Genomic DNA, 20,934 nt, shown 5'->3' with positions numbered 1-20,934 from the left:
ATGTCTCGACAGTTCGCGATTCTAGGGCTTGGTTACTTCGGCATTACCTTGGCGGAAGAACTGGTGCGCAAGCACAATCAGGTTCTGGGTGTCGATCGCAGCGAAACCCGCGTCAACGAGTTTGCCGATCTGTTTAGTCACACCGTGGCTGCCGATATCACCGATGAAAAGGCACTCGCCGAGCTCTCCCTGGGCGACTACGATGCCGTGATCATCGACGTCGACGATAACATCGAGGCCAGCATGGTCTGCACGATGCTTGCGAAGGAACAAGGCGCACAGGAGGTCTGGGCCAAGGCACACTCGGATACGCATTATCGGCTTCTCAAACAGCTCGGTGCCGACCACGTCGTTTATCCGGAGCGCGACATAGGAATGCGAGTCGCGGAGAGCCTGCACTATCATGCTCTGGTCGACTTCATTCGGCTCGGCGAACGCCAGTTCATTGTTGAATTCCAGACAACCGAGCGCCTGACCGAGCGATGCCATACGATCGGCGATCTGGGTCTCGACGACGCTAACCTCGCCTTGATTGCCATCAGGCGTGGCGACGGCCTCGAGAAAGCGCCTGATAATGACGCACCATTGAAGCCGCACGATCACTTGGTGCTGATGGGCGATCTCGAAGACTTGCGCAATCTCGGCAAGAAACTCTGAGCCAACGATGCGATTTCGCCAGCGCCTTGCCCAGCCAGTGAAACACCTGCCTCATGGGCACGTCATTCCCCTCTCTCCCCCTCAGGTCATCCTGCTGGGTTTTGCCATCCTGATCGCCATCGGCACACTGCTGCTCTCCTCGAACAGCTTGTCAGGCATGTCTCTGTCCTGGCACGAAGCACTGTTTACTGCCACGTCGGCCGTGACAGTGACAGGATTGACGGTCGTCGATACCGCCCAAATGAATATTGTGGGCCAAGTCATCGTACTGGGATTGATCCAACTAGGCGGGCTCGGCTTCATGACTTTTGCCGCCCTGATGATGGCCCTGCTGGGCATGCGCATGCCGCTTCAGCAACAGAACATGGTACGCGAGACCCTGCACAACACGTCGTTCAGCGGATTGATGCGTCTGGTGCGGCTGGTCATCGTCTTCACCCTCGTCGCCGAGGGGCTGGGTACGCTTCTGCTGGCCTTGGCCTGGGTTCCGGAATTCGGCTGGCAACAGGGGCTGTGGGTTAGCGCCTTTCATGCCATTTCCGCCTTCAATAATGCGGGGTTTTCCATTTTGCCCCAAGGGCTTTCGCCCTGGGTTGCCGATCCGGTGGTCAACGTCGTGATGAGCCTGCTTTTCATCATCGGTGGTCTCGGCTTCATCGTACTCGCCGAACTCGTCGAATGGCGCCGCCACCGCAAACTGTCCTTGCATGCGCGCATCGTCCTGCATGCCACGTTGTGGCTATCGCTGGGGGCCATGATCGCCCTGTTGTTGCTCGAGTGGGGCAACCCTTCGACTCTGGGGGGCTTGGAGAGTGTCTGGGTGCGTGTGCAGGCGGCCTGGTTTCAGGCCGTCACGCCGCGCTCGGCGGGCTTCAGTACCTTGAGCATGGATCTGATGACTGCCCCAGCCACACTATTGATCATGTTATTGATGTTCATTGGTGCCGGTTCCGGCTCGACGGCCAGCGGTATCAAGGTCAGCACTTTCGTCGTCGTGCTGCTCATCGCTCGCTCATTTCTACGCGGCAGCACCCAACCCGCCATTTTTCGCCACTCGATCCCCGAAGAGACAATATTCAAGGCCATCGCTGTCGCCTTAGCCGGTATGCTGCTGGTGTTCATATCCCTGTTCGCTCTGACCCTGACCGAAACCGGAAAGACCTTCATCGATCTGGCCTTCGAGTCCGTTTCCGCCTTCGGTACGGTCGGCCTATCGCGCGGCATAACCGAAGAATTGAGCGTGCCGGGGCAACTGATACTCTGTGTGACCATGCTGTTGGGCCGGGTAGGTCCCATTTCCCTGGGCTACTTCATAACCACCCGTCAGACGCCCGGTCTTAAGTATGCCCGTGGCCACGTGCATATCGGCTAAAGAATAAGGCCACCCAACAACAAGAAAGCCCCATGACCTTTGTCATGGGGCTTTGACTGCTCGCCACGCTACGGCTTACTTGAGCACGCCACGGCGGATCTGATCCTCCTCGATGGACTCGAACAAGGCCTTGAAGTTGCCTTCGCCGAATCCGTCGTTACCCTTGCGCTGGATGATCTCGAAGAAGATCGGCCCGATCACCGTTTCGGTAAAAATCTGTAGCAGCACGCCTTGATCCGGCGCTCCATCAACGAGCAGGCTCAGCTTGCGCAGATCCTCAAGATTCTCCTCATGGTTGGGCACACGTGCGTCGACCTTCTCGTAATAAGTATCCGGGGTCGACATGAACTTGACGCCATTGTCCTTCAGGGCGCGCACGGTGGCATAGATATCATCCGTCGCCATGGCCAGGTGCTGAATGCCCTCGCCGTTGTACTCACGCAGGAATTCGGCGATCTGTGAGTTGTCATCGGCGGATTCGTTGATGGGTATGTGCATCTTGCCACAGGGTGCGGTCATCGCCCGCGAGTGCAGCCCGGTTTTCTTGCCGGCGATATCGAAATAGCGAATCTCGCGAAAGTTGGCAATATTGGTATAAAAGTTGGCCCACTTATCCATCTGGCCGCGATCGACGTTATGAGTCAGATGGTCGAGAACCTTGAGGCCGACGCTGCGGTCGTTCTTCTCAACACCTTGAATCGGCTCGAAGTCGATGTCATAGATGGTGCGCCCCTGTTCATCGACGCGCTGGTCAACGAAATACAGCAACGATCCACCAATCCCCTTGACTGCGGGAATACCGACTTCGCCTGGACCGACCGGATTCTCGGCAGGTTCAGCGCCATTGGCCACCGCGTGCTCAAACGCCTGCTGGGCATCGGCAACTTTCCAGGCCATGGCACAAGCACTGGGGCCATGTTCCTTGGCAAACCTCTCGGCATGGCTACCAGTCTCGCCGTTGAGCACGAAGTTGACGCCTTCCTGCTGGAACAAGGTGACGTTCTTGGAACGATGCCGGCGGGTTTCGGTGAAACCCATCTGCAGGAAGAGTCGGCGCAGTGCTTCGAGGCCCTCGGGTGTAGGTGCGGTGAACTCGACGAACTCAAAACCGTTGGTCCCGATGGGATTCTGTTGTGAGATGGACGGTGCAGAGGTCGCGGGAGCGTTCATGGCGTGTCTCCTGGAGATCATTGTTAGTAGACCTCGCCAGTTGGCGAAGAATGCCTTCAGCCTAGGGTGCTCTTGCCTCGGCGGAAACGCCCCAAAGGCCCGCCACCACCTGCTTGTTGACTCGTTTGATGCACCAGGCGTAAAGCCAGCGTGACAGGGAAGAATGGCCTGATGTCGACTGAGCCAGTCCGGTTCAAAAGCCTGACACCCCGGCACGTTTTCTTTACAGCTGCGCCATGCCAGCCAACAAGCCCCAGGCAACAGCAAGCAGTACCACCGCAATGACCGCATCGATGAGCCGCCATATCCAGGGGCTAGCCAGGCGAGGGGCCAACCAACCGGCGGCAGTTACCAATCCGAAGAACCAGGCAAAGGAGGCAATTGACGCGCCCAGAAAGAACCCCAGCGGGCTGGCTTGTGAGGCACCGATCGCCCCGAGCATGATCACCGTGTCGAGATAGACCTGTGGGTTGAGCAGCGTCACGGCGAGGGTCGCAAGGATCACGCTTCGCCGTGACCCCGAGGCAGCCGTGTCAGCCTTCAGCCCCTCTGAGGTCATGACCCGCCTCATAGCCAGCCAGGCCTGCCAGAGCAAGAAGGCGGCCCCGCCTACGCGGGCCAACAGCATGAGTGAATTCTGGCTGGCAATCAGTTGCCCCAGTCCCATCACCCCCAAGCCGATCAGTAACCAGTCGCAAAAGGCACACAGCGCTGCCACCAACCAGGGAAACTCCCCACGCAACCCCTTGCCAAGCACGAACGCATTTTGCGCCCCGATTGCCACGATCAGTCCGGCTCCGGTCCCCAGGCCTTGAATCAAGGAAACGAACACCCGCGTACTCCCTTAAACATCGGATAGGTTGCAAACCGCAGGCAGAATAGGATTGACTGTAAGATAAGTTAAATTAATTAAGAAAATACGTGATTACATAAGCTGATGCTCGATTACAAACTTCTTCAGGCCTTGTCGGCAGTAGTCGACCAATCGGGATTCGAACGCGGCGCCAAGCATCTGGGGCTGACACAGTCGGCCGTCTCTCAGCGCATCAAGTTACTCGAAGCCCGCCTGGGCCAGCCAGTGCTGGTACGCGCCCCGAAACTCGCCCCGACGCCGCTCGGGAGACGTCTACTCAACCATGTCCAACAGGTCCGATTGCTCGAACACGATTTGCTCGACCAGATACCTGCACTCGGTGAACGCGAGCAGCGCTTGCGCCTGGCCATCAATGCGGACAGCCTGGCGACCTGGTGGTCGCCGGCTACCGGCGAGTTCTGTCGCCAGCAGGGCCTGTTGCTAGATCTGGTGGTAGAAGACCAGGATGTTGCGCTCAAGCGTATGCGTGACGGTGAAGTGGCCGGTTGCATCTGTGCCACACCGCGGCCAGTTCAGGGCGCCCGCTCGCATCCCCTAGGGAGCATGCGTTATCGGGCATTGGCTAGCCCGGGCTACGTCGAACGATATTTTCCCCAGGGCTTGACTCACGATGCGCTACGTCGCGCCCCTGCCATCGTTTTCGGGCCCGACGACCGGCTTCAGCATCGATACCTGGAGATGCGCGGCTATCTTGAGCCCTTTCCGCATCATCTGTGTCCGTCTTCGGAGGGCTTCATCCACCTGGCCCAGGCCGGCATGGGGTATGGCCTGATCCCTGAAGGCCAGGTCAAGCGTGAACTGGAGGAAGGGGCATTGGTGGATCTTGATGCCTCCAGCTACATCGACGTGCCGTTGTACTGGCATTTTTGGCGCCACGGCGGCAGCACGCTGGAAGCTCTTACCGGCCATCTGCTGTCAACCTGCCATGAATGGCTGGCACCACTGGATGTATCGTTACTGAACGCCGTCGGCGGGACGGCGCCCCCCTCTGAGTAGCCGCGCCAGCCGACACGATATGGTGCGACTACGCATAGTCGAATCGTCACTCGACAATCGCGTATCAACGGGCAACGCTGAGATGAGGAAGAGAAATGACGGTGTCCCATGAAAGGAATCAGAGCCACTCTCATCATGGTTTTATTGGCGTTCCTGAGCAGTTGCAGTAACGGCCAGACGCCACCGATACCGACGACCCATGTCGTCGCTGGCCATGGTGAAACGATGCAAGAGGCGCATCATCATGCCGTTCGCAAGGCGCAGGCCCATTGTGACGAGGCCCTACCGCGTGTGATCGAGCGAATGGATCATGCAAAGGAGCCCACCTTCGCCAGTCAGCCTGCACCGGATATCCCTCCCGCGGATGAGGTAACCGACCTGGCTGCCACTACGCATGAAGGCGAAAGCCCAGCCGTACGGCTGGGCTTCCAATGTTTTCCCGAACCGTGAACCGCTATTCCCTCAGTAGGCCTTCGACCTTGCTTATTCGATCGGCCATTGTCTGTTCGCGGTCAGTGCGGGTACCCAGTTTCAGCGAGGTGTTGACTCGTGGCGCCCCCATCTCGTGCAGCACCTCATGGCAGCGTTTGACCACGGCCGTAACAGCATCCCACTCGCCTTCGATGTTGGTGCCATAGGCATGCAACTGGTGCTCCAGCCCTGCCTCTCGGATTACCCGCTCACAAGCGGCCACGTAGGAAGATACTGAGACGCCCACACCCAAGGGAATCACGTTAAGGTCAGCAATGACGTGCATCGAGTCCTCTCCTGACAGCCTGCGTTGACTGTCTCCGAAGCATGAATTCATGATCTAGTCTAGGCTATCAGACACACATAGATTAAAACTGTTGAGCTTGATTCATAAATAACAGCATTCTCATTACCACGTAATGATGGCAAGGAATCCGCACGAGACCCGTATCGCACCCAGACGCAGATAGATACCGGAGTTCGGCATGACAAGTGAACAGCGTATTGCCCCCCTCGCCCTGCCCGACACCCGGGCCCGACGGGTCGTTGAAGACCTGCTCAAAGACTCCGGTGTCACCCTGAACGGTAGCCAACCCTGGGACCTTCAGGTTCTCCACCCTGACTTTTTCCCCCGCGTGCTGCAACAAGGGACACTAGGGCTTGGCGAAGCCTACATGGACGGCTGGTGGGAATGCGAACGCATCGACCAGTTGGCCCACAAGCTGCTGCTTCATGGGTTGGGTGAACGTGCCCATACGCCATCCGAACGCCTGATGTATCGGCTCCAGGCTGGCTTCTTCAATCTGCAGAGCAAGACCCGCGCCTACATCGTGGGCGAGGCGCATTACGACCTGGGCAACGATCTTTTCGAGCGCATGCTCGATCCGACCATGTGCTACTCCTGTGGCTACTGGAAGGAGGCCAGCAACCTGCACGAGGCCCAGGTTGCCAAACTGGATCTCGCCGCCCGTAAGCTGCAGATCGAACCCGGCATGAAAATCCTGGACATCGGCTGCGGATGGGGCAGTTTCGCCGAACATGCGGCTCGTCATTATGGCGCCGAAGTTACCGGCATTACCATTTCCAAGGAACAGGCCGCCCTGGCCCGGGAGCGCTGCAAGAATTTACCCGTGGACATCCAACTCGCGGACTATCGCGATCTGGAGGGGCGTTTCGACCGCATCGTGTCGATCGGCATGTTCGAGCATGTGGGCCATCGCAACTATCGAACCTATTTCGACACGGCAGCGGGCCTGCTGGATGAGGACGGACTGTTCCTGCTGCATACCATTGGTTCCAACAGTTCCGAGATCAGTGCCGACCCCTGGATCAACAAGTACATTTTTCCCAACGGTACCCTGCCATCGGTCAAGCATATCGCCCAAGCCAGCGAGGGGCGCCTACTGATGGAGGACTGGCAGAACTTCGGGGCCGACTACGACCGCACATTAATGGCGTGGCTGGGAAACTTCGATGCCCACTGGCATGAAATCGCTGCCAACTACAACGAAAGGACCCGCCGTATGTTCCGCTATTATCTGAGCGTATGTGCAGGTGCCTTCCGGGCGCGTGATATCCAGTTATGGCAGGTTGTGTACTCCAAGGGGCGTTCTGGTCGCTACGACGCGCCTCGCTGAGCAAGCGGTACCTGGCCGTTACTCTCCTTTTTCACCATTGGAAGTGGCGAAAACACCTACGACTCCTGGCCGATAACAACCCGGCATCCCTCCCGGTATAGTGGCTGACTTGCCATGAGCCGCCGGTCTCCGTCATGTATGCAAGGCGACTCGACGTGCGTCCTTGACTGCAGGGAGTCCACGGATGCTTGACCCCACTATCGCGCTGAGCCAAGCCTCCTCCCGGCTGGGCTTCTTGATCTGGACAGCAACAACCTCAGGTGCCGACCGGGCATTCATCGCCGGAGACTCGAACCATCTGCTGGGCTTGACGAGCGAAGCGCTGGATACCCTGGCTTTCGACGACGACTGGCCCGTCCAGGCCGGCCCCACTCAGCGCCTGCGTAGGCTAATGCTACAAAAGGCGCGCGCGCATGGCGAAGCCCGCTGTCGATACGCAGTGAGAATCGACGAAGATACCACCTGCTGGATGGAAGAACGCGTGCGTTTCCAAGAGAATACCTGGAACGGCATGATCCATCGTCTGGCACCGACGGAAAACCCATTGGCGCTGCCACCGGCACTGGCCCGCATGGTCCGCCAACTCTTCGATCCCCTGCCGGACTATGTATTCCTGGCCCGAAGAGCCTCACCGGGTGAAGCCTTCCATTTCATCTACGCTAACCCCGCATTGCTCAAGGCGCTTCGCCGGGGGGCAAACGCTTGGCAGGGGAGTTTGCCGGAGAACGTCTTTACCGCGGCTGACGGTCAGCGCCTGCAACGACGTCTGGCCGAATGCGAGTCTCTGGGTCAGGCACAGACACTGGATGATGTTCTGCATGACGGCGAGCGTGAGCATCATTGGCATCTGATCCTGACGCTACTCGAGAGCGACAATACGGCCACCCCGTTCGTGGTCGGCCGAGCGCGTGACCATAACGAACTGGACACCGCCCGGCGCAGTGCAGCCAATGCGCACCGGCGTCTGCGCCACCTGCTGGAAACCAGCCCAGCGGTGCTGTACGCCTGCGACTCCCAGCCGCCCTGGGAGCTCAACCATATCAGCCGCAATCTGTCGCGGCTGCTGGGCCTGGATACCGATGCCGACAGGATCGGCCTACTCGACCGAGTTCACCCCGACGATGTCGAGCGGCTGCACGCCTGGCTGCAGGGGTTCTCAACGGAGCACCGCGAGCGGCGCGCCCTGCGTTATCGATTACGTCACAGTCGCGGACATTACCTGACCGTTCAAAACGAAGCCCGGATCTCTCGGCCTATCCGCGAGGGGGCGACGCCTGAGCTCGTCGGAACCCTCCTCGATGTCAGTCGCGAAGCCGAACTGCTGGCTCGCCTGGAAATCATGACCGAACGTATCCCGGGACTCATTTTCCAATTCCGGCGCGACGCCAACGGCCGCTACAGCTTTCCCTACCTGGCCGGTAACGACCGTAACCTGCAAACGATCGACCCGCGACTGCTTGCCGCTGACGCACGCCTTGGCCTGGAGCAGGTATGTCGGGATGATCTGCCCGGAGTCATGACAGCAATCGAACGTTCGGCCCGTTACGGGGGGCCATTATCGATACAGTTTCGGCTGCGCGGTCTCGACAATGAACTGCATTGGGTAACGGCACGCGCCCAGCCCGAGCCGAATGACCACACCGGCGCTACGCACTGGCACGGTATTTTGCTGGACATCAACGACCAGATCGCCCAGGAAACGCACCTGCGGGAGCTGACCGGCACCGACGACCTGACCGGGTTAGCCAATCGACGCCGGCTGAACGAACGGTTGAAAGAAGAAATGTCCCGGGCCCGGCGGCATCGCCACCCCCTGACACTGATCCTGCTGGATATCGATCATTTCAAACGTATCAATGATACTTGGGGCCACTTGGCGGGAGACCAGGTACTGCAGGCCATTGGCCGCCTGTGTCTGGACACGTTGCGCCAGGAAGACGTTGTCGCCCGCCTGGGTGGCGAGGAGTTCGCCCTTGTGTTGCCATTGACGCAGCTCAGTGAAGGACAACAGCTTGCAGAGCGGATACGTCAATGCATCGAGACACACGACTTCGGCTTGGGTGAATCTGTGATCACTGCCAGCCTGGGTGTCGCCGAATGCCGCCCCGACGACGATGCCGAGACGCTTCTCGATCGTGCCGACCGCGGTCTCTACGCCGCCAAGCGATCTGGCCGAAACCGGGTGATCAGCGACGAGTGATTGCCTCGCCATGGGGTGTTCGAACGATTCAGACTTCAGCCCGGGTCGGCGCCCACGCATTCAGGCAGCGATGCAGCAACGCCATGACTATCAGCGTGACAACCAGCGCCACACACATCGACGAGAAGCGGTATAACGCACTGTAAACAAGGTCCTGATTGGGCGACAGCGACTGCCCAAACAGGATACCCAGCGTCGTCAACCCGCCGAAACCAATACCTGATCCGCCACCCTCCTTCACGTGGGCGTGGGCAAATAGCATCAAACCCAGCCAATAGAGAAGAGCCACCAGAGTGAAGTGCTGGGTCTGCGTATAGAGCAGTAGCTGCATCGCCAGCGCCAAGTTGCACCCCAGCAGGGTGCCTACCGCGCGTTTGCCGGCGGATGCCCTTGCGCCGGAATACCCCAGCGCAAACAGTATCAGGATGGTCGCCATCTGTGCCGACAACGAATCACGCAGGTCCAGGGTCTGAAACACCACGAACGAGAGCGTCGCGGTAACGGCCCCGATCAGGGTTTCGTGACGAATGCGGCTGGTCGACTTGGTGAGACGCGGCATGGGCTTGCGCGGTTCCACGTCCGGAAATACCACGTACATGAGCGCGGCAATACCCACCGCCAATACACTCGCAACCAGATTGCTTGCCAACAGGTCGGCGAGATCTAGCGACGGATAGCTGGCGAAATGAAACATTACGCTCAGCGTCAGCACACCATTGGCCCCGAACAGGAACATCGGTCCGCGTGCCATCAGCCGGAAACGCGTATAGAACAGTGCAAAGGCCAGCCCTGTCATCACCAGCGGCATATGCTGGGTCAGCCCGACAACCAGGCTGACCTCGACGCAATTGATCAGGGCATTACCCAGGAACTGACGAATCACGTGCCCATTTAGCACCGGCACCAGCCCCACCAGGAACATCGGAAAGACGGTGAAGAAGACCCCGTAATTCCACCCCATCAATTGGCTGATTACGAAGCCTAGCCAGCCGCCGAAGGCGATGCGCAGGCACTGGCGCAGCCCGTTGGCGTCGATGCCTTTCTCTGGTAGGGAATCAGTAGACATGATGCAACCAGCTCATCAGGCCAATCTGCGCCCGGGCGAACCAGGCCGCGAGCCTATGGTCGGTTGGGGCCAGTTGCACCGTGGCCCGCGCTCCAGTGGGCAGCAGGAAGCCCGGTTCCTCGTCGAAGGCCAGATGAATTCGCAGGCGCTGGGCATCGCGCACCCAGCGATCCGTGGTGGGGATATCGGCGAGGTTGCCATCGGCAATTACCTGACCTTCCAGAACGCCTGCGTCCTCAGAGATGACATGCGCCGCGAATATCTTGCCAGGCAGGGCATCCAGTGCGACCCAGGCCGGCTCCTCGCTCTCGACATGGCGTAGGCTTTTCTCGCGAAAATCGGCCACGATATCCATGGCATCACCGACCTGAGCCAGTACCGGGGATCCTGCGGTGACATAATCACCTTTGGCGAGTTGCAGGTTGCTCACCCAACCGGCCTGCTCTGCCCGTACGGTCGTCCGCTCCAGATCCAGCCGAGCGTCATCAAGCGCATTGCGCGCCTGACGCAGGCGCAGGTTGTCTTCGCCGCTCTCGCCACGCTGGACCTCTAGCGAATGTACCTGCGCTTCGGCAGCTTCCACGGCGGCATCGGCAGCACGTGCCTCGGCCACGACTTCATCGTAGCGTTGACGGGAAATGCTGCCGCCCTGGATCAACCGCTCGACACGCTGCCGCTCGCGGCGGAGCTCCTCAGCGTCGGACCGCGCGGAAGCCAGCCCGGCCCGGGCTTCGGCCAGGGAGGCATCCAGTTCGGCATTGTCGCGGCGTGCCTGTTCCATCGCCAGCTCCGCCTTTTCCACTGCAATCCGGAACGGCGCCGGATCGATACGAAACAGGACGTCACCCGTTTCGACATGCTGGTTGTTGCTCACGGATACGTCGATGACCTGACCACCCACTTCGGGGGCGACGCGGGTCACTTCGCGTAGCACTCTGGCCTGGGGCGTGACCGGCATGTAGGCATCGGCCACCACGAAATAGGCGAACAGAACGACGAACATTACAATCGCCACGCGTACCCAGCGGGCGAAGCGTTGCTCCGGTGTCATAGGGGGCTCTCTACGGTTAGCGGAAAGATAGCCAGTCGCTGGCGTTGCACTCGATCCGATGCAAGGCGCGGTGCAAGACCTCGCGCTCCTCGTCGGTAATTCCATCGAGCAGCAATGCCCTGGCCTCGCTGGCCCGGGCATCAAGGGCCTCGAGCGCTTGCCATCCTGCAGGCGTGAACACGATTTCGCGGACCCGCCGGTCATCGGAGGGAACGCGCCGCAGGATTAGCCTCTGCTGCTCCAGTTGCGCCAGCGTACGTGTTAGCGACGGCAATTCGATGCCCAGCGCCTCGGCGAGCTGTTTCTGGGTAGCGCCTTCACCTAGGTGACGCAGGGTAACCAGCAGCGTCCAGCGTGGCTGTGTCAGCCCCAGCGGCGCCACGGTATGGTCGACCACCATACGCCACAGGCGGTGAGCGTGGCCCAGACGCAAGCCCAACTCGGAATCTTCACATGGCTGTTTATTTAGCATGCGAAGTATTCTGCCACAAACTTAGCTTGCTAACAAAATAAAAGGTATTAGCGGGTTCGACACATCTCGGCGGGATGCCTCAACTGGGTCAGCAGGTAGATCTTGAGCTCTGCGTCGACGCCCATCTCGTCGAGAGCGGTGCGCATGCACAACAGCCAGGCGTCGCGCTCCTCGGCCCCGATAGGCAAATGGCGATGCGCGGCAGGAATGGCGATGGGCCCGAAGCGCTCTCGGTAGCGGCTCGGCCCACCCATCCAGCCAATCAAGAAGGTCGTCAGCTTGTCCCGCGACAGCTCCAGATCGGCGGGGTGCAACGCCAGGATCCTTTGTGCCTCGGGAAGACGTCGCATGGCGTCGTAGAAACGATCGACCAGTTTACGGACAGCGGCTTCGCCACCCAGGGCCCGCAAGGTGCTATCCCCAACACCATAGATTGCTGCCATCAGTGCCCTTCCTCATCCGCCTCGCTCAGCAGAGCCAGCCAACGTTCGGCCCGCGACTCGTCAAGCGCCTCGCCACCCCATTCGCCCAATGCGGCATCATCGAGAGCCTCCTGATCGAGGCCCCGCGACCAGCGACTGGCCTGGCGCTGGCCGGCCTTGCCGGTCAGTATGTGCAGCGGATGACCTCCTTCGGTTTCCAGGCGTTCCATCATGGGTGCGTAAAGCGCCGACAGGCGAATTCTCGGCACGGACTGGCGCAGGCGTAGAAAGATGCGCAGGCCCTCGGGATCAAGGTCGCCCCAGAACATGATCGCAGGCAGTTCAAGCAACTCGGACAATGTATGTGACGAGGCACGCCCACCAATCAACCGGACCTGCCCGGGCGCCTTCAACACCTCAGTCAGCGACAAGCCGTAGCCGAAACTGCAGACCAGCGCCAAGTGCTCGTCGAGCCCCACTCGACAGGCCTGTTCGAAACTCTGCGGGTTCTCGATCAACAGCACGCCTTGCGGCTCGTCGGGCACCGACGCCAATACCCAGGCCAGCGGGCCGCGAAAGGCCGTCGTATCGATGCCGAAGCTGCGCACCAGTTCGCGGGGCAGCGCCATGAGCAGCTTGCTGCTACCCAATAGGTAGCGCGCACTGGCCTCGAAAGCGCTCCATGCATAGGCGCCGGGTATATCCGCCGCCAGCGCCCTCAGTCCCTCGGCAAGCTGATACTGATCGGCAAGCGACCAGTCCTCAAGTCCTTCAGCCAGTGCGTGGCGCCACACGACAGCCTGGCTGGCGTCGAGCTTCAGCGAGGGATCGACCGGTGTCGCCTCGGATTCCAGCCGATGACAGACAGCCTCGGAAAGGCCCAGCGTTAGGGACACGTGATGTTTGAGGGAAGTGACCGGTGCCTCGACAACCCCCGCCGCCGCCAACTCCGCCAGGACTTGCCAGGCTTCAAACTCCGTTTCGCATAGCCGCTCGCGCTTGAGATTCTTGACCAGAGAAGTGCTTCGCCAGTGTTTGCTCTTGTTGCGTAAATAGTGTTTGAACCACTCCCCTTCCAGATGAACCCGCACCGTGTCAGCGCGCTCGCTCAGATGACTCATGACGTCGGCTCCATGACGTGGATTCCGAACAGACTGGCCTCGCCTACGCTACGGGCCTGGCTCTGCGGATCGACGACACGACCGTCACGCACGATGACATGACCGCCCTGCCCCTGGGCACCGCCGATCACGCTGCCGACCAGGTAGGTGGGGAAGATCGTCGCGTCGTTCTCGTAGTTAGGGTTGTGAATCAGGCCGATCATCTGGAAGCGGCCACGGGTATTGCGCAGCGACTCCAGCGAGTCCTGGATCAGCCGACGATGCGAGAGCTTCGAGAACAGCCCATCAAGCAGGATCACGCTCTCGCGACCGGCCCGCGCACGGCGCTTGTGATGACCCGGCAGTTCGCGCAGCTCGCGCTCAATGGCGAATTCCGACAGCTTGACCAGCCACATCAGTGAGACTGCCTCGCGTTGGCCCTCGGACATATCCTCATTGAGAGAGAATAGGCGACCATGGGGGCGGATGGCCTCGTGCTTGATGCGGATCGATACGTCACGGAACAGGCCACGATAAATGCGACGGCGGATCTGTCGTCCGAGTTCTTCATCGCGTCGGCGCTGGTCGTTGGCCGCCACGCCACCTTCCTGCTGCTGGCGACGCCGCATGGCCGCCTGGTGCTCGTCAATATCGGCGAGTAGCTGCTGAATCAGTTCGCGTACGGCCTCGTCACCGATCAGTGACGCCTTGACCTCGAAGTAGGCACCGCCCTCGCCGCTGCGGCGTGCCACGCGCCGCAGGATATCCAGGTTGCCGGCCGCATCGGTAATGATCGAGCCAAGACGTTCGACCAGCGTGCCCTCGATGTGCTCACGTGAGGCATGCAGCCGGGCGACCCGTTCACGGTGATCGTCGAGCTGCCCGTTGAGCTGGGCATACAGCGCCTGCAGATCCTGGAGCGCTGCCGGATTGACGCCTTCCAGCGTGGCCAGCCGGGCCCGCTCGGTCTCATTGAATAGCCGGCTGTCCCGCGCCTCGATCAAGGCAACGTCCAGCGCCTGGACCCGCTGCTCGACGTCACGCGCCTGACGCTCGCGATTGCGCGCACGCTCGCCGAGGTTGAGGCTGCCCAGCGCATCGACCAGGGTCTGCTGGCAACCTTCCAGCGCAGCGAGGTCGATACTCTCGTCGCTGTTATCAACGTCGCTATCACCCACGTCGCAGTCTGCCCAACGGCGCCAGTCGATAAGGGCGCCGTCCAGCATGTCCGCCTGCGGATGATCGACGGGCCAGCGACTGGCCCCGGCCGGGTCGTCGAGGGCCGCCACCCGGCGCGGCCAGTCTGTCGGCAGCTCACGCACCACCGCCAGCCAGGCGATGCCCAACTGGTCCGTCAGCGTCATCGCCTGCTGGTTGGCATCGAGGCGCGCTTCTACGGCCTGCTGCTCATGAGCCTTGCGCTTACGAGACTCACGGGTCTCGCCAAGTTCGCGCTTGATCCGGGCAATCTCGCGTTCGAGTTTCTGGCTCCCCCCCTTCTCGTCGCGCACGTCGAGATAGGCACGGATGCGCGCAAAATCGAAGTCGGCGCGCCTACTGGCCGTTGTCAGGGTTTGCTCAAGTTCAACCCGCACCGTCTCGGCGGAAGCCATGAAGGCCTCGCCACCTTCCTCCTCGAAGTCGGCCAGCCGGCGCAACCGGTCGCGTTCACCGTCGGCGAACAGATCGCGAAGCCGGACCGTCACGTCGTCGCGACGTTGATGATGCAATGCCACCTGTTCGGCAGCCTCGGTTTCGCGCTCGGCGACGATTTCCGCCTGCTCGCGCAATTCCTCCAGGCGCGACTCCAGCGCCGCCAAGCGCTCGACCCCGCCAGCATCGGCAAACTTCTCCGCGGCCAGCCAGGTCGCCCCATGAATTTCCAGCGCACGTTCGGCTTCTTGTACCTGCGGTGCAAGCTCGGCCAGCCGGGTTTCGGCATCCAGCAGATCTTCGGCAGCCGTCTCCAGCGCTCGATCGCCGCCCTCGAGCAGATAACGCTGATAATCATCGATTGCCGCCAAGGCGGCGTCGGTCAGGCGTGGCGCCAACTGCTCGCGACGCTCGGCAAGGCGGGCCTGTTCGTCCATCAGCGTATCGAGGGACTCATCGACTTTCTCATCGTCGGCTGCCCACGCCTGTCGTGCCAGGGCGAAGCGTTCGCCATGCGGGTCTAGGCGCTCGATCTCCTCGCTGAGAGCGGCGCGGCGCTCTCGGTCGATGATCAGACGTTGCTGGGTCTCTTCGCGCAGTGCTGCCAGAAACTGAGGATCGAGAGCGGCCTTGACCGCCAGCGTCTCCTTGCCTTGCACCGCACCCAGCGGCGGTTGACCCTGCCCCAGGCAGGCATCGAGCCGGCCGGCTTCCAGAACCGGCACGCCCAGGCCCCGCTCAATCAACAAGTCAGCCGCGTCACTGGCGGCCGACTCGCCTTTGATCACCGGTGCGAAAAGCTGACCGGCGGCCTGCGCCAGCCAGTCGCGCCGCGAGGCTTCGTCAGCCTCGAACGTCGTCAACGCTTCGTGCAGCGGCACGAAGGCGATGCCAGCCTCGTCGAGCAGACGATGCGCCTCGCTTTCGGCGACCTGGCGGGCCAGTGGATCACCGGCCAGGCTCTCCAGATAGCGCTCGCGGGCCCGGATCTGTTCGTCCAGGCCTTCCGCTTCCCGCAGCAGCCGTGGATAGCGGGACTTGGCATCCTTGAGCCACTGGGCCGGCGATAGCTCGCTGAGTTCACCGAAGCGTAGCCAGGCCTGATGCAGATCTCGCAGGCGCTCTTCCTCACCGGCCAAGCGATGGGCCTCGTCATCCAGCTCACGGGAGTCGCGATAGAGACGGTCACGTAAATGGACCGGCTCGTCATCACCATGGATATCTGCATAGCGGCGCGCCGCCTCGGCCAGCGGCGTCAGCCGGGCCCGCAGCGCTCTGGCATCGTCCTGACGCTGGCGCTGCTCACGCAGGGCCTGCTGCCGTTCGGAGAGTTCGGTCTTGCGCCGCGACCAGAATTCACGCACCTCCGCATCCGGCCAGCCCTCGGTGAATTTCTGCCAAGCTTCGCGCCCTTTACGCAGCGGACCCTGCTCACCTTCCAGGCGCTGGCGCTCGCCTTCCAGGCGATGGCGTTCATCACGGGATGCGGCTTGCCGGGCCTCGGCCTCGGCGAGCTCGGCACCGACTCGCTCGAGTTCTTCGCTCAAGGTTTCCTGCTGCTCGGTCTTGAGTGCCAACAGCTCGCTCGGCGAGGTCTGCGGATGACTGGCCTTGAACTCGACATACCACTGAGCGGGCTGGCGAAGCTCGCCGATACGGCCAAGATGCTCGTTCAATGCCCGCCGTGTCTCGTTGGCCCGCGCCATGGCCATCTCTCGGGTGGCCTCGGGTGATTCCAACTCTTCTTCGCTGAACAGCCCCTGTCCCAATGCCTGGGTATAGAAGCTTTGGTTGTCAGTAAACTCGCGTTGGCGTGACTCGAGCTGCTCACGCTCGACATCGAGCCGCTCCCATTGGGCATCGAGCCGGTCGATGTCGGCCTTGAGCTCCTTGACGTATTCACGGTCAGCGATGACTTCTTCACGGAAGCGGTTGCCATCGAGGCTCTCGAACATTTCCGCAGCATCGTCCAGGCGAGTCAGGGCACGATAACGTGCCGAGTCGTCGGCAAAGGCTTGGCTATCCTCGAGCCAGTCGCGGGCCGCGGCGAAGGTGACGTGGTGAACATCGCGCCCTTTCGGCCATGCCGCCTCGGGCAGGTGGACGAGGCGACGATGCGCGTCGACGCGCGTGCCGCGCTCGGACAGCGCCTGGCGCACGGCGCGCTCGGCCTGGCCGGTCAACCGGGCGAGCAGCCACGTGGAGACTCTGGGCCGCTCGGTGTCGCCGGCCGCCCAGGCAAAGCCGGCAACCAGCTCGGGATCGGACTCGACCTCCTCAACCGGGCGCCGCGGTAGCCCAGGCAGAGCCAGCAGGGCCTGGCCGCCCAGCAGTCGCTCGCTGGCCGCCAGTCCCTCGTCAAGCTCGGAAAGCTGGCGACGCGCATCGAGCAGCGCCTCGCCCTGAACATTGAGATCGGCCAGTTGCGCCACCTTGTCCTCGGCACGCCGCTGGTCGTTCTCGGCCTCGCTCAGCCGATAGCGCAACTCAGTGACCTTGGTCCCGGAATTGAGGATGACGTCCTCTATCAGGTCCTCGCCCTCATCGGTCTCGCCGCGGGTCGCGCCGGAGAGAATCTGTGGCGCCAGCACCTCGAAGAAGAACGCCTGGTCGGCCTTCTCTCCGGCACGCGGTTTGATGGCGTTGAAGATCTGACTCTTGTCGGCGCCGCCTTCCTTCTGAAAGGCCGCAAGCTGGGCCAATTCGCGCCGCGAGATGTGAGCGCCGACGGCATCCAGCCACTCCTCGCGGTTGGCACTACGCGTCACGCCATGGTGTCGCATGGCCGCCTGCACGTCGGTATTGGCATACAGCGCCAGCTTGGCGTCGCGGGTGACATGGTATACCGGCACGTCTTCGAGTCGCCCGGCATAGTGATAGAAAGACAGCCCGCTGCCATCACTATAGCCATACATGCCGAATACGAACGTCTCGCCGGCCACTTCCTCACCAGCGGCAGCGAGCATGTCGCTCTGACCGCCACTCTCCCCGGCGCGGAACTCGACACGCAGATGCGACCAACTGCGCCCATGGCCCGCCACGGTGGAGGGGGAGCACTTGCGACGGGTACGTGCGAGCAGGGTGCGATCGCGTGACAACAGACCGATCAGCGCCTCGGCGAGAGTGGTCTTTCCAAAGCCATTCTCCATGCTGATCGCGCTGGATTGGCCGCGCAGGTCAAGCAACAGGTGACGCATCTTGGCGTCCCACGGCGAGGCAATATCGCCGTGCTTGTTGAGCAGGTTGGCGACCTCAATGCGGTTGATGACGCTCATGTGCGCTCCTCCTCCGATGCTCGGTCCTTGATCGCCGTTTCCTGGGATTCGGTGTGCGGAACCTCGACGCCTTCTCCCTTCTCGGCCATGCCGAGCAAGTCGGTCTGAGTGTCGTCCGTCTCGAGCTCAATGGCGGACTCGTCCTGACGCATTTCCTCGGCAGTGAGCGGGCTCTCCCTGTTATCCTCGGCCTGCGCATCGGTCCGTTGCTCGCCTGCGAGCAGATCGATCAAGTGTGACAGATGATGTACGCCGACCTGCTCGGCTTCGAGTGCCCCTAGCAGAGTCTGCTGCCAGATGTCGTTCTCGCCATCGTCACGAACGTCGCGAACGGTTTCGAGCTGACCGGCACGCACCTGAAGGTCGATGAACGCCCTGGCCCGCCGGGCGATATCCTCGCCGCGCTCCTCGAGCAGCGTACGACTTGACTCCGGAGCGCTCTCCCCCTGGGCACGCAGGGTCTCGAGTTGCTCGCGCATAAGCTCGACCAGCTCGGACGTGGCAAAGGTTGCCTCTTGATAGCGGCTGACGTCCGACAGAGCGCGGTTGAGACGGGTATAGAGCAGCGTCTGCATGAGCAGCCATAACTGCAGATACCACTGGGCGAGTTCGGCACGGCTCTCCTGACGCAAGCGCAGCGCATCGAATACCGGCTCGCGGGTATAGAGCGGCGGCTGCTCCAGCTCCGGATCGGGCAACAACGCGTAGAGCCTCGAGCCGGGGGCGATACCGGGATAGTCGCCGGACTCAAACACCCGCAGGCGCAACCCCTGGCCGGCCAGGAAGTCGCGCAGCGCCTCGCGCTCGGACTCCAGCGCATCGTCGATCAGTGCACAGACATCACGCTCGGCCAGCTGGCCCTCACGTGCCGCACGGCGCTTGCGTCCGTTGCCGGGCTGACGCTCGGCGGTGCGGTAGCGCAACAGGTAGGCGACGACCTCGCCCATCTCGGTCATGTTCATAGGGTTTCGTCCTGCTCGACAACGCGAGGCGTCGCCGTTGTTGATTCGGTGCGTGGGGATGACGCATCGTTGGCGGTGTCGACTGTCTGGAAAAATCCAAGCGACGGCGTGACCGGCCCCTCGATACGTCGACCGTCCGGCAAGGTAATCGCGAAGGACCGGGCCTCGATTCCCACCGACAAGCGGCTATCCAGAAGCTGAGTGTCGACAAAGGTATTGAGCAGCTGGGCCAGGCAGTCCTGCGCATCGAACTGGTGCCATCCTTCTTCCAGCGCCTCGGGAAGCGACAGCGGTGCCTGGTCCAGGCGCTGGCGCAGCGCCGGGCCGCGTGCCTCGAGATAGCGCGCCAGCAACGGATCTTCCGGCCGGGCATCGCTGTGTTCATCGAAGACCAGGGCAGCCTCGCTTTTCTCGGCACGCCGCGTCTCGAGCAGCGGCATCAGCGTCGTGACACGGGGCATGGCAACCTTGAGCCCGAACGGCATCATGCGCGCTACCAGTGTATCGCGCAGCGCCGTCGGCAACGGCGCGTGAAGTACCCGCCTCGCCAGATCCGAAAAATCGACCACACCCATCGACTGAATACGCCCCTCGGCGATGTCAGAAAGCAATTCGGAAAGCCGGCGCGACAGGTTCTCGATGGCGTTGAGTACGCGCCCTATCGCCCCGGAGAGCATGCGCAGTTCCCACTCTTCCTGCTGGGCCTCGCGCCATGCCTCGAAGCGCTGCATGGTGTCCGGCGTGGCCAGTTGCGAACGGGCGCTTAGTAGCGTGTTCTGAATCGTCGACAAGGCATTGTGGTAGTGGCGCTCGTTGTCGAGGAACGCAGCCAGCTTGCCTTCGCGGGTCGGGTTCTCGCGCACCCGGCGAAGCTCCTGGGTCAGCGCGCGAATCGCCATCAGGATCTGGTTGGTGATATCGGGGATACGCGCGAAGTCGCCGCGGGCCAGCGCGGCCAGGACCTTCGCAGCGTCGTATTCGGAATAAAGTAGGTCCTCGACCTGGCTGGCCAGGGTCACTGCCTGTCGCCCGCTGGGTGTCAGCCTCACCTGGCCGGTCTGGCCCTGCTTTTCGATCAACGCGGTACGCTTGGTACTGGCCATGCCTCGCACCTCGCCAGATGCAGGGGCGGTCGGCGCGCTGCGAAAGTGAATCTCGCTGGGCGTGGCCAGCAGATTGATGACGAAACTCAGGTCGTCGGCGGGCAGCTCGGGATATTGCTCGCGCAGGTGCGCCAGGCAGCGCGTCTGCGAGACAAAGGCGCTGTTGGTGGCGAAATCAACGTCAAGCAGGAAATCGAGCAGCAGACAGCCGAGATCCAGCCAGTAGCCGTCGCGCAGGCCGCGACGTTGCTCCTGGCTGACCTGCACGAAGGCGGAACCCGGCTCATGGGCACTATCGTGCAGGTCAATCAGCCGCGTGGTGGCGACGAGAAGCTTGCTCCAGGCGGTCATGCGTCATCCCTAGAAGGAGAAGGGCAAAAGCCGCCATTATGCCAAGGGACTCGGCGAGGGTCATGAGCGATATCGGTCAACGCTCAATGACGATGGACAGGC

17 protein-coding genes are annotated in these 20,934 nt (G+C 61.6%); 6 read left to right on the top strand and 11 right to left on the bottom strand.

Annotation, left to right across the window (positions count from 1 at the left end; translation table 11 throughout):
* Entirely contained in the window at positions 1–657 is a 657-nt protein-coding gene (locus F568_RS0104445; protein WP_019017504.1) for a potassium channel family protein, read from the top strand.
* A gap of 7 nt (positions 658–664) precedes the next feature.
* Positions 665–2,029 carry a TrkH family potassium uptake protein gene (locus F568_RS0104440; protein ID WP_019017503.1) on the top strand — a complete coding sequence of 455 codons (1,365 nt, stop codon included), beginning with the start codon at positions 665–667 and terminating at the stop codon, positions 2,027–2,029.
* A gap of 75 nt (positions 2,030–2,104) precedes the next feature.
* On the opposite strand, the gene hppD is transcribed toward F568_RS0104440, so the two are convergent.
* Both hppD and F568_RS0104430 read right to left on the bottom strand, forming a co-directional pair.
* On the bottom strand, positions 2,105–3,199 hold the full coding sequence (gene hppD / locus F568_RS0104435) for a 4-hydroxyphenylpyruvate dioxygenase (protein ID WP_019017502.1): 1,095 nt from the start codon (positions 3,197–3,199) through the stop codon (positions 2,105–2,107).
* Positions 3,200–3,422: 223 nt separating this feature from the next.
* A complete protein-coding gene (locus F568_RS0104430) occupies positions 3,423–4,031 on the bottom strand; it encodes a LysE/ArgO family amino acid transporter (protein WP_019017501.1) in 609 nt (202 codons plus the stop codon).
* Between the two features lie 105 nt (positions 4,032–4,136).
* Here F568_RS0104430 and F568_RS0104425 point away from each other — a divergent pair, with 105 nt between their 5' ends.
* Complete coding sequence (locus F568_RS0104425; RefSeq protein WP_019017500.1) at positions 4,137–5,069, top strand: LysR family transcriptional regulator ArgP; 933 nt, start codon at positions 4,137–4,139, stop codon at positions 5,067–5,069.
* A gap of 108 nt (positions 5,070–5,177) precedes the next feature.
* Positions 5,178–5,519, top strand: coding sequence for a hypothetical protein (locus F568_RS0104420; protein WP_156817341.1), 342 nt, complete (start codon positions 5,178–5,180; stop codon positions 5,517–5,519).
* Between the two features lie 4 nt (positions 5,520–5,523).
* Here F568_RS0104420 and F568_RS0104415 read toward each other — a convergent pair whose 3' ends face one another.
* Entirely contained in the window at positions 5,524–5,826 is a 303-nt protein-coding gene (locus F568_RS0104415; protein ID WP_019017498.1) for an MTH1187 family thiamine-binding protein, read from the bottom strand.
* 199 nt (positions 5,827–6,025) lie between these two features.
* Between F568_RS0104415 and cfa the strand changes: the two genes are divergently transcribed.
* Both cfa and F568_RS23795 read left to right on the top strand, forming a co-directional pair.
* A complete protein-coding gene (cfa, locus tag F568_RS0104410; protein WP_019017497.1) occupies positions 6,026–7,177 on the top strand; it encodes a cyclopropane fatty acyl phospholipid synthase in 1,152 nt (383 codons plus the stop codon).
* A gap of 184 nt (positions 7,178–7,361) precedes the next feature.
* On the top strand, positions 7,362–9,377 hold the full coding sequence (locus F568_RS23795; protein WP_019017496.1) for a sensor domain-containing diguanylate cyclase: 2,016 nt from the start codon (positions 7,362–7,364) through the stop codon (positions 9,375–9,377).
* Between the two features lie 28 nt (positions 9,378–9,405).
* Here the strand turns inward: F568_RS23795 and F568_RS0104400 are convergent, their stop codons facing one another.
* The 8 genes from F568_RS0104400 to F568_RS0104365 are packed head-to-tail and all read right to left on the bottom strand — an operon-like array spanning position 9,406 to position 20,832.
* Positions 9,406–10,443, bottom strand: coding sequence for a DUF2955 domain-containing protein (locus F568_RS0104400; RefSeq protein ID WP_019017495.1), 1,038 nt, complete (start codon positions 10,441–10,443; stop codon positions 9,406–9,408).
* Positions 10,433–11,494: an HlyD family secretion protein gene (locus F568_RS0104395; protein ID WP_019017494.1), complete on the bottom strand. Its 1,062-nt coding sequence runs from the start codon at positions 11,492–11,494 to the stop codon at positions 10,433–10,435. Before F568_RS0104395 ends, F568_RS0104400 begins: the two co-directional genes overlap by 11 nt.
* Before the next feature lie 16 nt (positions 11,495–11,510).
* Positions 11,511–11,966 (bottom strand): MarR family transcriptional regulator, encoded by a 456-nt coding sequence (locus F568_RS0104390; RefSeq protein WP_019017493.1) that lies wholly within the window; start codon positions 11,964–11,966, stop codon positions 11,511–11,513.
* A 47-nt stretch (positions 11,967–12,013) separates the two neighbouring features.
* The gene (locus F568_RS0104385; protein WP_019017492.1) at positions 12,014–12,409 is read right to left on the bottom strand and encodes a group II truncated hemoglobin; all 396 of its coding nucleotides are present in this window, start codon (positions 12,407–12,409) and stop codon (positions 12,014–12,016) included.
* Complete coding sequence (locus F568_RS0104380; protein ID WP_019017491.1) at positions 12,409–13,509, bottom strand: Wadjet anti-phage system protein JetD domain-containing protein; 1,101 nt, start codon at positions 13,507–13,509, stop codon at positions 12,409–12,411. Before F568_RS0104380 ends, F568_RS0104385 begins: the two co-directional genes overlap by 1 nt.
* Positions 13,506–18,416 (bottom strand): coiled-coil domain-containing protein, encoded by a 4,911-nt coding sequence (locus F568_RS0104375; protein ID WP_019017490.1) that lies wholly within the window; start codon positions 18,414–18,416, stop codon positions 13,506–13,508. Before F568_RS0104375 ends, F568_RS0104380 begins: the two co-directional genes overlap by 4 nt.
* Entirely contained in the window at positions 18,413–19,378 is a 966-nt protein-coding gene (locus F568_RS0104370; RefSeq protein ID WP_019017489.1) for a hypothetical protein, read from the bottom strand. The genes F568_RS0104375 and F568_RS0104370 overlap by 4 nt, the downstream gene beginning before the upstream one ends.
* A complete protein-coding gene (locus F568_RS0104365) occupies positions 19,375–20,832 on the bottom strand; it encodes a hypothetical protein (protein WP_019017488.1) in 1,458 nt (485 codons plus the stop codon). Before F568_RS0104365 ends, F568_RS0104370 begins: the two co-directional genes overlap by 4 nt.
* Positions 20,833–20,934: the final 102 nt, after the last annotated feature.

The sequence above is a fragment of the Modicisalibacter luteus DSM 23508 genome, from assembly GCF_000378505.1.
Classification (GTDB): domain Bacteria; phylum Pseudomonadota; class Gammaproteobacteria; order Pseudomonadales; family Halomonadaceae; genus Modicisalibacter; species Modicisalibacter luteus.
Note: the sequence above shows the minus strand (reverse complement) of the source record. Positions and strands in the feature narration are given on the sequence as shown.

Excerpts from the sequence above, each read along its gene's own strand:
- F568_RS0104365 (WP_019017488.1), bottom strand. The coding sequence starts at position 20,832 with ATGACCGCCTGGAGCAAGCTTCTCGTCGCCACCACGCGGCTGATTGAC.
- F568_RS0104390 (WP_019017493.1), bottom strand. The coding sequence starts at position 11,966 with ATGCTAAATAAACAGCCATGTGAAGATTCCGAGTTGGGCTTGCGTCTG.
- F568_RS0104425 (WP_019017500.1), top strand. The coding sequence starts at position 4,137 with ATGCTCGATTACAAACTTCTTCAGGCCTTGTCGGCAGTAGTCGACCAA.
- F568_RS0104375 (WP_019017490.1), bottom strand. The coding sequence starts at position 18,416 with ATGAGCGTCATCAACCGCATTGAGGTCGCCAACCTGCTCAACAAGCAC.
- F568_RS0104380 (WP_019017491.1), bottom strand. The coding sequence starts at position 13,509 with ATGAGTCATCTGAGCGAGCGCGCTGACACGGTGCGGGTTCATCTGGAA.
- F568_RS0104440 (WP_019017503.1), top strand. The coding sequence starts at position 665 with ATGCGATTTCGCCAGCGCCTTGCCCAGCCAGTGAAACACCTGCCTCAT.
- F568_RS0104385 (WP_019017492.1), bottom strand. The coding sequence starts at position 12,409 with ATGGCAGCAATCTATGGTGTTGGGGATAGCACCTTGCGGGCCCTGGGT.
- hppD (WP_019017502.1), bottom strand. The coding sequence starts at position 3,199 with ATGAACGCTCCCGCGACCTCTGCACCGTCCATCTCACAACAGAATCCC.
- F568_RS0104370 (WP_019017489.1), bottom strand. The coding sequence starts at position 19,378 with ATGAACATGACCGAGATGGGCGAGGTCGTCGCCTACCTGTTGCGCTAC.
- cfa (WP_019017497.1), top strand. The coding sequence starts at position 6,026 with ATGACAAGTGAACAGCGTATTGCCCCCCTCGCCCTGCCCGACACCCGG.
- F568_RS0104395 (WP_019017494.1), bottom strand. The coding sequence starts at position 11,494 with ATGACACCGGAGCAACGCTTCGCCCGCTGGGTACGCGTGGCGATTGTA.
- F568_RS0104415 (WP_019017498.1), bottom strand. The coding sequence starts at position 5,826 with ATGCACGTCATTGCTGACCTTAACGTGATTCCCTTGGGTGTGGGCGTC.
- F568_RS0104445 (WP_019017504.1), top strand. The coding sequence starts at position 1 with ATGTCTCGACAGTTCGCGATTCTAGGGCTTGGTTACTTCGGCATTACC.
- F568_RS0104420 (WP_156817341.1), top strand. The coding sequence starts at position 5,178 with ATGAAAGGAATCAGAGCCACTCTCATCATGGTTTTATTGGCGTTCCTG.
- F568_RS23795 (WP_019017496.1), top strand. The coding sequence starts at position 7,362 with ATGCTTGACCCCACTATCGCGCTGAGCCAAGCCTCCTCCCGGCTGGGC.
- F568_RS0104400 (WP_019017495.1), bottom strand. The coding sequence starts at position 10,443 with ATGTCTACTGATTCCCTACCAGAGAAAGGCATCGACGCCAACGGGCTG.